General features: G+C 50.7%; 15 protein-coding genes, 2 pseudogenes and 1 riboswitch. Of the genes and pseudogenes, 8 read left to right on the top strand and 9 right to left on the bottom strand.

Annotated elements, in window-relative coordinates:
* Positions 1-33 precede the first annotated feature (33 nt).
* Together P0H77_RS12760 and P0H77_RS12755 are read right to left on the bottom strand one after the other, a co-directional pair.
* A complete protein-coding gene (locus tag P0H77_RS12760) occupies positions 34-309 on the bottom strand; it encodes a hypothetical protein (protein ID WP_276157267.1) in 276 nt (91 codons plus the stop codon).
* Positions 310-714: a DUF2778 domain-containing protein gene (locus P0H77_RS12755; protein WP_346429437.1), complete on the bottom strand. Its 405-nt coding sequence runs from the start codon at positions 712-714 to the stop codon at positions 310-312. It abuts the gene before it with no gap.
* 651 nt (positions 715-1365) lie between these two features.
* Between P0H77_RS12755 and htpX the strand changes: the two genes are divergently transcribed.
* Positions 1366-2247 carry a protease HtpX gene (htpX, locus tag P0H77_RS12750; RefSeq protein ID WP_276157266.1) on the top strand — a complete coding sequence of 294 codons (882 nt, stop codon included), beginning with the start codon at positions 1366-1368 and terminating at the stop codon, positions 2245-2247.
* A gap of 45 nt (positions 2248-2292) precedes the next feature.
* On the opposite strand, the pseudogene P0H77_RS12745 reads toward htpX, so the two are convergent.
* Positions 2293-3665 (bottom strand): annotated as a pseudogene (locus tag P0H77_RS12745) (MFS transporter).
* Between the two features lie 177 nt (positions 3666-3842).
* On the opposite strand from P0H77_RS12745, the gene kdgR reads away from it, so the two are divergent.
* Entirely contained in the window at positions 3843-4634 is a 792-nt protein-coding gene (kdgR, locus tag P0H77_RS12740) for a DNA-binding transcriptional regulator KdgR (protein WP_276157265.1), read from the top strand.
* Positions 4635-4675: 41 nt separating this feature from the next.
* On the opposite strand, the gene P0H77_RS12735 is transcribed toward kdgR, so the two are convergent.
* Positions 4676-4912, bottom strand: coding sequence for a YobH family protein (locus P0H77_RS12735; RefSeq protein ID WP_276157264.1), 237 nt, complete (start codon positions 4910-4912; stop codon positions 4676-4678).
* A gap of 160 nt (positions 4913-5072) precedes the next feature.
* Between P0H77_RS12735 and mgrB the strand changes: the two genes are divergently transcribed.
* The 6 genes and pseudogenes from mgrB (at position 5073) to rlmA (ending at position 9408) form a co-directional block, all read left to right on the top strand.
* Positions 5073-5216, top strand: a complete 144-nt coding sequence (gene mgrB, locus P0H77_RS12730) for a PhoP/PhoQ regulator MgrB (RefSeq protein WP_276157263.1) — start codon at positions 5073-5075, stop codon at positions 5214-5216.
* A gap of 72 nt (positions 5217-5288) precedes the next feature.
* On the top strand, positions 5289-5576 hold the full coding sequence (locus P0H77_RS12725; RefSeq protein ID WP_276157262.1) for a YebO family protein: 288 nt from the start codon (positions 5289-5291) through the stop codon (positions 5574-5576).
* A gap of 642 nt (positions 5577-6218) precedes the next feature.
* Positions 6219-6340, top strand: a pseudogene (locus P0H77_RS23200) (DUF2627 domain-containing protein).
* Positions 6341-6379: 39 nt separating this feature from the next.
* Positions 6380-6589: a transcription antiterminator/RNA stability regulator CspE gene (cspE, locus tag P0H77_RS12715; RefSeq protein ID WP_001062678.1), complete on the top strand. Its 210-nt coding sequence runs from the start codon at positions 6380-6382 to the stop codon at positions 6587-6589.
* Between the two features lie 217 nt (positions 6590-6806).
* Positions 6807-8552: a peptidoglycan glycosyltransferase FtsI gene (gene ftsI, locus P0H77_RS12710; RefSeq protein WP_276157261.1), complete on the top strand. Its 1746-nt coding sequence runs from the start codon at positions 6807-6809 to the stop codon at positions 8550-8552.
* Between the two features lie 61 nt (positions 8553-8613).
* On the top strand, positions 8614-9408 hold the full coding sequence (gene rlmA, locus P0H77_RS12705; RefSeq protein WP_276157260.1) for a 23S rRNA (guanine(745)-N(1))-methyltransferase: 795 nt from the start codon (positions 8614-8616) through the stop codon (positions 9406-9408).
* Here the strand turns inward: rlmA and mntP are convergent.
* The 5 genes from mntP to manX all read right to left on the bottom strand — a co-directional run bounded on the left by mntP (position 9405) and on the right by manX (position 13551).
* Positions 9405-9968 (bottom strand): manganese efflux pump MntP, encoded by a 564-nt coding sequence (mntP, locus tag P0H77_RS12700; protein ID WP_276157259.1) that lies wholly within the window; start codon positions 9966-9968, stop codon positions 9405-9407. The two genes, rlmA and mntP, sit on opposite strands and share 4 nt — an antisense overlap.
* A 1-nt stretch (position 9969) precedes the next feature.
* Positions 9970-10148: riboswitch (yybP-ykoY riboswitch) on the bottom strand.
* A gap of 199 nt (positions 10149-10347) precedes the next feature.
* Positions 10348-10803: a DUF986 family protein gene (locus P0H77_RS12695; protein ID WP_276157258.1), complete on the bottom strand. Its 456-nt coding sequence runs from the start codon at positions 10801-10803 to the stop codon at positions 10348-10350.
* A gap of 52 nt (positions 10804-10855) precedes the next feature.
* On the bottom strand, positions 10856-11707 hold the full coding sequence (gene manZ, locus P0H77_RS12690) for a PTS mannose transporter subunit IID (protein WP_176918843.1): 852 nt from the start codon (positions 11705-11707) through the stop codon (positions 10856-10858).
* A gap of 12 nt (positions 11708-11719) precedes the next feature.
* A complete protein-coding gene (gene manY / locus P0H77_RS12685; protein ID WP_176918842.1) occupies positions 11720-12520 on the bottom strand; it encodes a PTS mannose transporter subunit IIC in 801 nt (266 codons plus the stop codon).
* A 62-nt stretch (positions 12521-12582) separates the two neighbouring features.
* Positions 12583-13551 carry a PTS mannose transporter subunit IIAB gene (gene manX / locus P0H77_RS12680; protein ID WP_276157257.1) on the bottom strand — a complete coding sequence of 323 codons (969 nt, stop codon included), beginning with the start codon at positions 13549-13551 and terminating at the stop codon, positions 12583-12585.
* Between the last annotated feature and the right edge of the window lie 423 nt (positions 13552-13974).

The raw sequence follows: 13974 nt of genomic DNA, 5'->3' as shown, positions 1-13974 counted from the left end.
AGGGTAAGATATTTAAGATCCCCTTTCAAATTATCAGGCACGTTGCTTTGTCCTCTCCTCTGGCTTCATTTTTTTAGTGATTTTAATTTTTACTGTTAACCAAACGACGATACAGTTCAAAAAATAACAGAAAGCAAAACTACCATATCCATAAATCTCATTCCAGTTTTCTTCTGGAATAAAGCGGATCTTTTCGGTAAACCAATTAAAGAGAAATAACTCCGGAGAGAACATGTATAGCAAAAAAAGTAATATTAAAAAAGTTATAAAGCTGTAGGTCCAGAATAAAACAAAATGAAAGGGTTTCATTTAATACACCTGCATGGTACCAAAAGCGGTAAATGAACTGATCCTCATTGTTGGCGTGGATAACAGAGCTCTATAAAGTGTCATATAGTCATCAACGTTGGGCAAGGTAATGCAGCCATTGCTGATACCTCTCCAGCCTGCCGGATGAAGCCTGAAGTTTCCTCGCTCGGTATTTTTGTAGAATGTAATATCATCAATTTTATTGTCATCTCTGTAGAGCGCGAACCATACCGTATGATCTGAACCCGATGCCATAGATTTTGCAAGCGTTTTAAGCCGGGAGCCAAATGGCCCAGGTTCGCGTGAAACAATATAGTAGCGTCCTGGTGGCAACGGACCAACGTTTTTAATATTTGCAGCATCCGGATTGTTTCTGTTTGGACCAGCGCTTCCTGAATAAGCCAAAAAAATCCTAATCCGGGGCAGCTTAATGTGGACATTTTTCCACCATTAAGGCGAAATGTGCAACTTATCAAATTGGTATTCCTCTAAATTAAAGATATCATGATAATGGACTCTTTCCTGAATAACCGCTATAGAAACTAAAGAACTATTAATGAATTATTGTGTATCTATAATGTTCAATGCAGTTAGGCAGAATGTGTTATATAAAATACATATATTACCTAAATATATGTATTCCCATCTTTATATGTGCATGCCTAATTAATAAAAAATTTAACTCAACAATCAAAAATGCTGCAAGACGGACAACGTCATACCACAGAATGATGCCTGGCGGCGCTGCGCTTGTACAGGCCTGGAGATTGCGAATAGAGCGTTAACATTGGTGACTTTCGTAGGCCGAGGAAGGCATAGCTGTTACCCAGCAAAACAGCATCCATAATAGCAAAACCAGGTTCGTCACCAATCTAAGGCACAAGAAATTGTGCCTGTTTTTTTACATATCTTGCCTGACGTAAGAAATCCCCTTCAAAGTGTAAAGTTGCGTGATTCTCGTGACTTAGCGTTGTGCTTTGCTTGAAAATCGCCGTAATACCCATACGATATGGGTATCGCATAGTGCGTTTTGTTAAACTGAGGTTAAAAAATATTATGATGCGAATCGCGCTTTTCCTGATGACCAACCTGGCGGTCATGGTTGTGTTTGGGCTGGTGCTAAGCCTGACGGGAATTCAGTCGAGCAGTATGACCGGCCTGTTAATCATGGCGCTGCTGTTTGGTTTTGGTGGTTCGATCGTTTCGCTGCTGATGTCGAAGTGGATGGCGCTCAAATCCGTCGGCGGTGAAGTCATTGAGCAGCCGCGTAACGAAACCGAGCGCTGGCTGATGCAGACCGTTGCCAGCCAGGCGAGTCAGGCGGGTATCGCTATGCCGCAGGTGGCGGTTTATCATGCGCCGGATATTAACGCCTTTGCCACCGGCGCGCGTCGTGACGCCTCGCTGGTGGCGGTCAGTACCGGGCTGTTGCAGAACATGAGCCGTGACGAGGCGGAAGCCGTCATCGCCCATGAAATCAGCCACATTGCTAATGGTGATATGGTGACGATGACCCTGATTCAGGGGGTGGTGAACACCTTCGTGATCTTTATCTCCCGTATCCTCGCCCAGATTGCAGCCGGTTTCCTCGGCGGCAACCGCGATGAAGGTGAAGGCAACAACGGCAATCCGCTGATCTACTTCGCCGTGGCCATGGTACTGGAGTTGTTGTTCGGTATTCTCGCCAGCATGATCACCATGTGGTTCTCGCGCCACCGTGAGTTCCATGCCGATGCCGGCTCGGCGCGTCTGGTGGGGCGTGAAAAAATGATCGCTGCCTTGCAGCGGCTGAAAACCAGCTATGAGCCGCAGGAAGCGAGCAGCATGATGGCGTTCTGCATCAACGGGAAATCCAAATCGCTGAGCGAATTGTTTATGACCCATCCGCCGCTGGATAAACGGATTGAAGCGCTGCGCAGCGGCGAATACCTGAAGTAATTTCTGAACGGTAAAGCCCGACCGTGTTTTACGGTCGGGCTTTTTTTATGCCTGCGCCCGTGGCTGAGTAATGCGTAAACCGCTGACGATGGCTGCCACCGTGGCGAGAGTCCCGGCCAGCAGCAGTGAAGTATGCGTGCCAGCGTTGCCGGACAGGTTAAACATCAACGCCACCAGCGCGGCACCGATGCTCTGTCCCAGCAGGCGTGCCGTGCCTAACATTCCGCTGGCACCACCGCTGCGCTGGCGCGGCGCGGAAGAGACGATGGTGTGGTTGTTAGGCGACTGAAACAGGCCAAAACCGGCCCCGCACAGGATCATCGGCCAGATAATATTCCAGTCAGAAGGGGTGGCGGGCAACAATGCCAGAGCGAATAACCCGCAGGCCATCACGATCATACCCAGCGCCCCGAGCAAACCCGCGTGCACTTTCTCAATGAGATAGCCCGCCAGCGGCGCCATTACCATCGTTGCCAGTGGCCACGGCGTCAGCAGCAGTCCGGTTTCGACTTCGCTGCGGCCCAACATGGATTGCAGAAAAAAGGGCAGAGAAACCAGGGCCAGCATCTGCGCACAGAACGAGCAGATGGAGGTACATATGGATAATGAAAAAATCGGAATACGCAGCAGATCGACAGGCAGCAGGGGCACCGGCAGGTGAAGCTGTCGACGGACAAAGAAAAAGCCTGCGATCAGCATCACCCCAACTTCAGCCATAATCAGTTCTATCGATTGTCCTTGTGCAAAGCCGCTCAGGGCGGCAATCAACAAGCCGAACGTCAGCGCGTTCATCACCGCACTGGGCAAATCAAAACGCGGAATACCGCTGCGCGCGCCATTGGGTGGCAAAAAGCGAAGGGCCAGCACTAGTGAAATCACGCCGAGCGGGACGTTAATCAAAAATAACCACTTCCAGGACGCCACGGAAAGAATACCTGCCGCGATGGTCGGACTGGCGGCTGACGATACGGCGACCACAAAAGAGTTAATTCCCATGCCGCGCCCCAACTGATGCCGGGGGTAAATAAGGCGGATCAGGGCAGTATTAACGCTCATTAACGCCGCGCCGCCAAACCCCTGCGCAACCCTGGCGAGCGTCAGCGTCAATAGCGAGTCCGACAGCGCGCACGCCAGCGACGAAAAGGTGAAAATCACCAGCCCGATTTATAAATACGCCGGTAGCCAAACATATCGCCGAGAAACGCCAGCGACAATAGCGAGACAACAATCGCAATTTGATAGGCGTTGACTATCCAGATAGAGGCGGCAGGTGACGCATTGAGATCGCCTGCAATAGTCGGCAGCGCCACGTTGGCGATGGCACCATCCAGTACCGCCATGGCAATGCCGAGAATAATGGTGGCAATTGCCCCATAGCGTTGAGCAACGGGCAGGCCGTCAGAAAAGGTTTTATCCATAGTGTAAAACGATAAGGTGAGAAAATTATTATTCAGGTCATAATTTTAGCACTGATAATTCAATGTTAGTTCGCAGAATTGTAAGGAAGTCGCCGAAGAACCGTTGCGGCCAGTGGTGCACGAATTTATAATAAAAACTCGTTCTGATTTTTATAAAACAAACCCCAGAGGTGATAAATGGCACTCGCAGATTTGGACAAGCAGCCAGATTCTGTCTCTTCAGTATTGAAGGTTTTTGGCATCCTGCAGGCGCTTGGTGAAGAGCGTGAAATTGGCATTACCGAGCTGTCGCAGCGCGTCATGATGTCGAAAAGCACCGTTTATCGCTTTTTACAAACCATGAAATCACTGGGATACGTCGCTCAGGAAGGAGAGTCGGAGAAGTACTCGCTGACGCTTAAACTCTTTGAACTGGGCGCCCGCGCGCTGCAAAACGTCGATTTAATTCGCAGTGCGGATATCCAGATGCGTGAACTGTCGCGTCTGACGAAAGAAACCATTCACCTTGGCGCGCTGGATGAAGACAGTATTGTCTACATTCATAAAATCGACTCCATGTACAATCTGCGCATGTATTCACGCATTGGCCGTCGCAACCCGCTTTACAGCACCGCGATTGGCAAAGTGCTGCTGGCGTGGCGCGATCGTGATGAAGTCGTGCAAATCCTTGACGGCGTTGAGTACAAGCGCAGCACCGAACGCACGATCACCAGCACGGAAGATTTACTGCCGATGCTTGATCAGGTCCGGGAGCAGGGCTTTGGCGAAGATAACGAAGAGCAGGAAGAAGGGCTGCGCTGTATCGGGGTACCGGTATTCGACCGTTTTGGCGTAGTGATTGCCGGTTTAAGCATCTCGTTTCCGACGCTGCGTTTCTCTGAAGAACGTTTGCACGAGTATGTGGCCATGCTGCACACCGCGGCACGTAAGATTTCAGAACAAATGGGCTACAACGCCTATCCATTCTGATGAAGATCACGCCGCCTGTGGCGGCGTGATTCAGGCGAAGACTACTGCGCTATCACCGTGTCACTTTTACGCAGCAGCGGACAATGCGTCATCCCGATAATGCCGCTATCCGAGTGCACGTACTGAGCGGTGCTGGTGCCGCGGGCAGTGATATACTGGCACTGCAAACCCATGCCCGCCGCGTTAACATGGCTGCCAATTAATACCCCGTAACCGCTGAGCAATAAACCAATCCATACCAGCGCCAGTAACATGATAATGCGTATGATAAGCCGCATGAAAACCCCTTTTGTACTTTCGTCGTGAATGCAGATTACCGGGCTGATTGCCTGGTGCAAGGCGATAATTCTTTAAATAAGATGACATACGCGCAGTTAACTCCCTGTTTAAGATAGGCATGTTAACCTGGTTGTCTGGAGTGATGATCTGGAGTCCGGAGTGAAAAAATTTAGGTGGGTGGTGCTGATAGGGGCAATCGTGATCGGTTTGCTCATCTGGACCCAGTTGCTCAATATCCTGTGCGATCAGGACGTTCAGTTTTTCAGCGGTATTTGTGCAGTAAACAAATTCATCCCCTGGTAAGCATTTTTTTCATCAGTGATTTCCTTCCCCGCCGCGAGTGGTAAGATAGCGTGTTTCCTTTGAGGTGGTGAAATGAATGATTTAATGAGTACCGGGGCGCTTAATCTGGCCTCACTGCTGGTTTCTCTGGTCATCCTTGTTGTCGGTCTGGTGCTGTGGTTTTTTGTTAACCGGGCAAGTTCTCGTACCAGTGAGCAAATAGAACTGCTGGAAGCATTACTCGATCAGCAAAAAAGGCAGAATGCATTGTTGCGTCGGCTTTGTGAAGCTAATGAACCTGAAAAGCCGGCAGCCGTTGCACAGCCTGAAAAGCCTGAAGCAGAAGAGGACGATTTTATTCGTCTGGTTGCAGAACGATAATCAGCGCTTCCCGGCAGCGATGCATTATCGTTGCCGGTCCCTCCTGCACATTAGCGGTGCAAACAGCTTCTCTCTCATGCGGATAACCTGACCATTTAAAACGGCATTATAATCCCTGACCTGCCGCAGCTGTATAAACCAAAATCCTCTTGTCATTATCTCATTAAGAAAGAGCTTATCTTCATCGAAACGTTTTTATTGCCTTTCAATGATGCAATACTTTCCACGCTTCATTATTTTGGTGCATATTGTAGAAGTATTTAATTAACATTACGCATTGATTAAATTTTAGCTATTGTGGCTAAGAAGTATGCCAAAGCTATTTGGTGTCTATGATTTTTTGCGCATAACTATGCACAAAATCATCTAAGTCGCTGATAAATGTCGCTGGCGTCAGTAACGGCCTTTACCAGCGGAATTTAATGAGCTACCGCGCAAAATCCCGCTTCGCCTTCTGCGCACTCGTGTCCGCAGCGGAGGGAGGGACAGCTCAGGCTACCCAAAAAAGCGCATAAAATGCGGGTTGGTCAAAGAAGAACTAATAAATATGTGCGATGGATCGATACGTGTTTAAAAATGGCTTGCCATAATTAACGTTGTATGTGATAACACATTCAGGTTAAACGAGGTACAGTTCTGTTTATGTGTGGCATTTTCAGTAAAGAAGTCCTGAGTAAACACCTTGCGTTGAATACTACTTCTCTGCCGAACCTTTTATTAGTGCCTCATGCAGTAATGTAATGTCTCAGTTTTATCCATGTTAGAGCCTCCGGGCGAAGAAAACTCTCTAAGGAATTTTGCAAATGGCGAAGATCAAAGGTCAAGTTAAGTGGTTCAACGAATCTAAAGGTTTTGGTTTCATTACGCCTGCTGATGGCAGCAAAGACGTGTTTGTACACTTCTCTGCAATCCAGGGTAACGGCTTCAAAACTCTGGCTGAAGGCCAGAACGTTGAGTTCGAAATTCAGGACGGTCAGAAAGGCCCGGCTGCTGTTAACGTAACCGCAATCTGAGTTCAAAACCACTGATCTTGTCGCGCGCAGGCGCATCACTATCAGCTTTAAAGCCTCGCCATTGCGGGGCTTTTTTACGCTACATTTCAAATTGTTACAGTACGCCTCTCCTCGTCGTGGTTTGTTGCAAAACGACATCTAAATTCTCACCGCTGACCCACCGTACAAGGTATTCTCCAGCCCAATCATAGCCTTGTAATGGACGAATGGAGTCTGCGTGCAAAATAAAAGCATTAATTCGGGTAATCATTTCACGGCAATACGTTTTGGCCTGGTGTGCGTTGCGATTTTAGGGTGTCTGAGCATTCTGCTGGTGCGCGTCGGCTGGTTGCAAATTGTTGAGCCGGAGAAGCTGGTTCAACAAGAAGATATGCGCTCGCTGCGTGAGATCCCGTCAGCAGCACCGCGCGGGATGATTGAAGATCGTAATGGAAGGCCGCTGGCAGTCAGCGTTCCGGTCAGCGCCATCTGGGCCGACCCGTATACGCTGCTGCAAAAAGGCGGTCCGGGGACAGATGCCCGCTGGCAGGCGCTGGCAAATCTGTTACACATGCCCTTAGACGCGCTTGCACAGCGCATTAATGAACATCCGCACTCGCGTTTCCTTTACCTGGCACGTCAGGTCGATCCGCAGCAGGCGCGATGGGTCGGCAAGCTGAATCTGCCGGGGATTAATCTGCGCGATGAGTCCCGACGCTTTTATCCCGCAGGTCACGTGGCGGCTAATCTGATTGGATTTACCAACATTGATGGTCAGGGCATAGAAGGGGTGGAAAAAAGCTTTAATGCCCAGCTTACCGGCAAAGCGGGCGCGCGCCTGGTGCGCCGCGATCGTCACGGGCAGGTGATTGAAAATCTAAACGACGTCACGCCGGTGCCGGCTCACAATATTCAGCTCAGCATTGATGAACGTCTGCAAACCGTGACGGAGGATGCACTGGATAATGCCGTCCGCTGGAATAAAGCGCAGTCCGGGGCGGCAGTATTAATTAAGATCGATACCGGGGAAATCCTCTCAATGGCGAGCTACCCGGATTTTAATCCGAACAACCGGGAAAATGCGACGCTGGATGATTTTCGCAACCGGGCGATTAGCGACACCTTTGAGCCGGGCTCGACGGTAAAACCGCTGGTGATCATGACCGCCCTTCAGCAGGGGATCGTACAGCCCGGCAGCGTAGTCGATACCCATCCTTATACTCTGGACGGCCATCGCATCCGCGATGTGGGCTACTACCCGGAACTGACACTGACCGGCATTTTACAAAAATCGAGTGATACCGGCGTTTCCCGGCTTTCGCTGGCCATGCCCGTTCAGCATCTGCTGGATACCTATGAGGGCTTTGGTTTTGGCGAACCCACAGGGCTTGGCCTGACCGGGGAAAGCAGCGGCCTGCTGCCACAGCGTCAATACTGGGGGTTACTCGACCGGGCGACCTTTGCATTTGGCTACGGCCTGATGGTAACGCCGCTACAGCTGGCGCACGTTTATGCGACCATTGGCAGTTTCGGCCTGGAGAGACCGCTGTCGATTACCCGTATCGATCCGCCGGTGATAGGCAAACGGGTGATGCCGGAGGACATTGTTCATCAGGTGGAGCATATGATGGAAAGCGTGGCGCTACCGGGCGGAGGCGGCATCAAAGCAGCGGTGCGCGACTATCGCGTGGCGGTGAAGACCGGGACAGCGAAGAAGATCGGTGATGACGGTAAATACATTGATAAATACGTCGCCTACACGGCGGGCGTCGCACCTGCCAGCCATCCTCGCTATGCGCTGGTGGTGGTAATCAACGATCCGCAAAATGGCAGCTATTACGGCGGGGCCGTTTCCGCACCTGTTTTTAGTCAGATTATGGGGGATGTGTTGCGTCTGGAAAACGTTATGCCGGATGGCATGCCTGCTGATTCAAAAAATCTCCTGGTGATGCATTCCTCGCCAGCGGCGTCTCCCGCACTGTAATGATTTCCTCACGGGGCGATAAGCGTTACACTTTCGCCCTTCATTTTTTCCCGGAGTCGTTATGTCCTACAGTTGCCCGCTTTGCCATGCCCCTTTGGCCCGGCATGAAAACAGCTATCTTTGTCCGCAACGGCATCAGTTTGACCGGGCAAAAGAAGGGTACGTTAACCTGCTGCCGGTACAGCATAAACGTTCACGCGATCCGGGAGACAGTGCAGATATGATGCAGGCGCGCCGCGCCTTTCTTGATGCCGGGCACTACCAGCCGCTACGCGATGCGCTGGTGGAAAAGCTGCGTTTACGGAAACCGGCAGCGCTGCTTGATATCGGCTGTGGCGAAGGCTATTACACCCATGCGTTTGCCGATATTGCCGGAGAAACGTGGGGACTGGACGTGGCAAAAGCCGCCATTCGTCCGGCGGCAAAACGCTATCCCCAGGTGAATTTTTGCGTTGCATCCAGCCAGCGGCTGCCGTTTACCACGCAAAGCATGGATGTCATTATTCGCATCTATGCGCCATGCAATCCGCAGGAGCTGGCGCGGGTGATCAAACCGGGCGGTTGGGTAATAACAGTAACGCCGGGACCCCGACATCTTATGGAATTAAAAGGGCTGATTTACGATCGGGTCCATCTGCATGAACTGTCGAATGAGCAGCTTGCAGGGTTTGCGCTGCGCCAGCATGACACGCTGGGTTATGACATGACGCTCAGCGGTGCTGAAGCGGTCGCGCTACTCCAAATGACGCCTTTTGCGTGGCGGGCAAAGCCGCAGGTATGGGAAACGTTAAAAGCGCAGTCGGCGTTTCGCTGCCAGACGGATTTCAGCATCCATTGCTGGCAGCGGGAGAGTTAACCGGCGTAATGGCTCCAGAGGATCTGGATGCCGATACCTGTCAGTACCATCCCTCCCAGAATTTCAGCCCGCTTGCCCAGTAGCGGGCCAATAAAGCGACCGATCATCATTCCGGTGGTGGACATCACCAGCGTCGCACAGCCAATTGCCAGCGCGGTAGTAATAATATTGACCTGCAGGAACGCCAGACCCACGCCGACGGCCATCGCATCCAGACTGGTGGCGATCGCGGTGGTCACCAGCAGCCAGAAACCGTGACGGTGCGTCGGCATTTCCTCTTCTTCATTGCCGCGAAAACCTTCAAATATCATACGGCAGCCTAAAAACAGCAGCAGGAAAAAGGCGATCCAGTGATTCCACTCCAGAACAAACTGGGTAGCCAGCAAGCCCAGTGCCCAGCCAATCAGCGGCGTCAGCGTTTCAACGGCACCAAAGATAAGGCCGGTACGCAGGGCTTCAGAAAATTTGGGTTTATGGAGGGTGGCACCCTTTCCGATAGAGGCGGCGAAGGCATCCATCGACATGCCGAGGGCAAGAAGAACAGTGGCGGATAAATTCATAAAAACGTCCTGACCGGGATCCATTAAACACACCACCACCCCCAGCAAACAGCGGTTGATGCGCCTATGGTCTCGCCTGAACGCAGTGTTGCGAACCGTACGTGCCACGTTTTTCAACGAGTATGTTGACACGTACATTTCCGGGAATATGGAAATCGGCTACTCCCCAATGACGGGCGCAACCTTAACATATTTAATTAATATCAGACAATAACAAAAATTGATTATTTCGCTATCTGGTTGATAACGATTTTCATTTAGTTTTATGGGTAAATAAAACGTTAATAAATATAGGCGTATTTCATAACGAATATAGCCGTGGCTATATTCAGAAACACGAACGTGAAGAAAATATAGCAGCGGCTATAAATATAACCTGTTAATTTGTAACGAGTAATTTATATATTTTTTCCAGATCGTCTATATTTCGTACCCTTACCAGCAGGCGGCGTTGCTCCAGCTGAATCACCAGTACACCATCTTCAGATAAATTCATCTCTTTAATACGGTTATATTCTATCCAGGCGTTAGTAAAGAAAAAGCCCTCTTTTTTGAAGATGATCTTTGGCATGCGGATCCAGAACAAATACAGACCCATTAAGGCCAGCGCACTTAATAACCATGTGGTTATCATTGCACCGTGCGCATTCACGTTGTTGTAGATAAGAATAGCAATTAAACCGACAAAGATAATACCGTCGATGCGACTACGGCGCAGCAGGGGCACGGCGAGCAGGGTGGGGCCGTTACGGCGGGGCATGATGAACTGATCGTAGAGTGCAAATCCCAGCAGCAGGGCGATAAACACGACCAGCACGATATCGGTCAGGGTCATTTATTTTCCTCAAAAAAAAGCCGGGGCAGAGCCCCGGCAGGATAATACTGAATTACAAACCCAGCAGGCCAACAGCATAGCCGGCGATACCGATGACGAAGAAGCCAACGATGATCCACAGCGGGTTAACTTTCTTACGCAGCAGCCACATACATGCGAAAGTCAGCAGCAGAGGCACCAGGCCCGGCATCAGCTGATCGAGGATCGTCTGAACCGTGGTGACGTTTTCTTTACCGGTCTGGTCAGTGATCCGCGATACCACCAGCGGAATATTCACATGTGTCCATTTGTTGACCAGTGCCCCCATAACAAACAGGCCGAGGATTGACGCCCCCTCAGTCAGTTTCTGCAGGAAGCCGCCGCCCATATCCTTAACGATATCGATCCCTTTACGGTAGCCATAAGCGACGCCGTAATAACGGGTTGCCAGACGCACTACGTTAAACAGGATGAAGAACAGCAGTGGCCCAAGCAGGCTGCCGCTCATCGCGATACCGGCACCCAGCGCGGCAAACACCGGACGTACGGTGCCCCAGAAGATCGGGTCGCCTACGCCTGCCAGCGGCCCCATCAGACCTACTTTGATACCGTTGATGGCACCGTCGTCGATCTCAGCGCCGTTAGCACGCTGCTCTTCCATCGCCAGCGTTACGCCGAGAACCGGCGCGGCAACGTAAGGATGGGTGTTAAAGAATTCCAGGTGACGTTTGATAGCCTGTTTACGCGCATCGTTGTTTTCCGGATACAGGCGTTTAATCGCCGGTACCATGGAGAAACAGAAGCCCAGCGCCTGCATACGTTCGAAGTTCCATGAACCCTGGAACAGGTTAGAACGAAGGAACACGCCACGAATATCACCCGGAGTCAGTTTTTTCTCGGTGGTAGTTTTAGTGATATCAACCATTTCGCTCACCTGTTAGTCCAGTTCATTATCAAGATCGTTTGCACCAGCCGCCTGAACCGGGGCTCCTGCGGAACGGTTGTATTTCGGGCTCAGCTGAATGTACAGCACTGCCATCACCGCGCCGATAACACCAAGCGCAACCAGGTTGAAGTTGGTAAAGGCCGCAGTCACGAAGCCCAGATAGAAGAACGGCATCAGGTAGCCTGCGCGCATCATATTGATGACCATCGCATAACCAACGACCACAATCATACCACCGGCGATATTCAGACCGCTGGTGACCACTTCCGGAATAGCGTTCAGCATGTTCTGAACTTCACTGGTCCCGACAGAAACCGCGACGATAACCGCCGGGATCGCGATACGCATCGCCTGCAGGAACAGGGAAGAGACGTGGATCCAGGAGAGTGCCGTCAGGTTGCCGTTTTCAGCCGCCTTATCTGCAGCGTGCTGGAAAGCAACGGTGATAGTACGAACGATGATGGTCAGAACCTGGCCTGCCGCTGCCAGCGGGATAGCCAGCGCGATACCCGCACCGATACCCTGGTGACCGGCAATAACCAGAATGGTAGAAATGATAGATGCCAGCGCGGCATCAGGTGCAACCGCAGCACCGATGTTCATCCAGCCAAGGGCGATCATTTCCAGCGTACCCCCGATAATAATACCGGTTTTCATATCCCCAAGAACAATACCAACGAGGGTACAGGCGACCAGCGGACGGTGGCACTGAAATTCATCAAGTATCGACTCCATACCCGCGATACACGCTACGATAAATATCAGCACAATCTGAAGAACGGTAATCTCCATTGTACTTCTCCTATAAACGTAAGACTAAAATATGAAAATTGAATGATAACCAGCGCGACGCGTTACTTACCGATTTTGCCAATCAGCTCCATCATTTTCAGTTTCGGATCGTTGGAGACCTTACGGACTTCCAGTTCAATGCCACGTTCGTTAAGTTTTTTGAATGCGTCGATGTCTTTCTCATCGACCGAAACGGCGTTATTGACCTGAGTTTTCCCCTGGCGGAATGCCATGCCGCCGATGTTAACGGAGGTAATTTTCACGCCGCCTTCCACCAGACGCTCAACGTCGGTTGGATTGGTAAACAGCAGCATGACGCGCTCACCCGCATATTTTGGGTTGTTGTAAACGCGGATCATTTTATCAACGTCAACCACGTGCGCCGTTACGCCAGGAGGCGCAACCTGGGTTAACAGGGTTTTACGCACGGTGTCTGCCGCGACTTCGTCACTGACGACGATGATGCGACGAACGTTGGTTTCTTTCGTCCAGCGGGTAGCGACCTGACCGTGAATCAAGCGGTCATCAATACGCGCAAGGCCAATGACCATATAGTCATTTGCACCCATTGGTTTCACCGGTGCCGCCGCGCGTGGCGCTGCTGCAACAGGGGCTGGCGCGGCACTCTCAACCGGTTTCGCTTTCAGCGCTTTCACGCCTTCACGACCCGTTTCGACCGCCAGGGCAACCAGTTCATCAAACGTCGGATTGTCATCGCGACCCATTAATGTCTCGACCAGCATCGGGATATTGACGCCAGCGATAACTTCATAGTGCTCTTTATCGACGACAATGCGGCTGGCAGCGTTGAACGGACTGCCTCCCCATGTATCGACGAGAAACAGCACGCCGTTAGCAGTATCAAGTTTCGCTAACTGAGCGTTGTACTTCTCAATCAGCGTTTCTGCATTTTCGCCCGGGACAAAGTCAATCCAGCCGACGTTTTCCTGCTCGCCCAACAGCATTTCTGCCGTCTTGAGCAGCTGTTCTGCAGCCCAACCATGTGTACCAATTACAATAGCAATCGTCACTTGCTACCTCCTTTATTATCGTTAATACATCGACTAATAAGATGCATTGCGAATCGTCGTCAGAAACCGAATCGATTCAGATCTCTGCTCTGGCCCAAAATGATTACTACAGTGAATTATTTTAGTTAGTAAAAAAATAAATAATGTGATGAAGATCCGTAATTTAAATTTGTACGGATATTAATTTCGCAGCGCAAAAAATCGCACAGATTGCAAAGACAGGTAAATCTTTGCCAAATGTTATTTCTGTCTGTTATGTTTACCTTTCGTTTAACATAGCAGGAGAACAGGGCAGCTGCCCGTCATATGGACCGTCACCGACGTCTTTTTACATTCACGCACGCTCGTGCCACCCGTCACCCGTTCATTATTCCTTTCGTCGTTGTCACGCCTGAATTACCCCTGGCGTTGACTAAACACGTC

The organism is Superficieibacter sp. HKU1, from assembly GCF_029319185.1.
Classification (GTDB): Bacteria; Pseudomonadota; Gammaproteobacteria; order Enterobacterales; family Enterobacteriaceae; genus Superficieibacter.
Note: the sequence above shows the minus strand (reverse complement) of the source record. Positions and strands in the feature narration are given on the sequence as shown.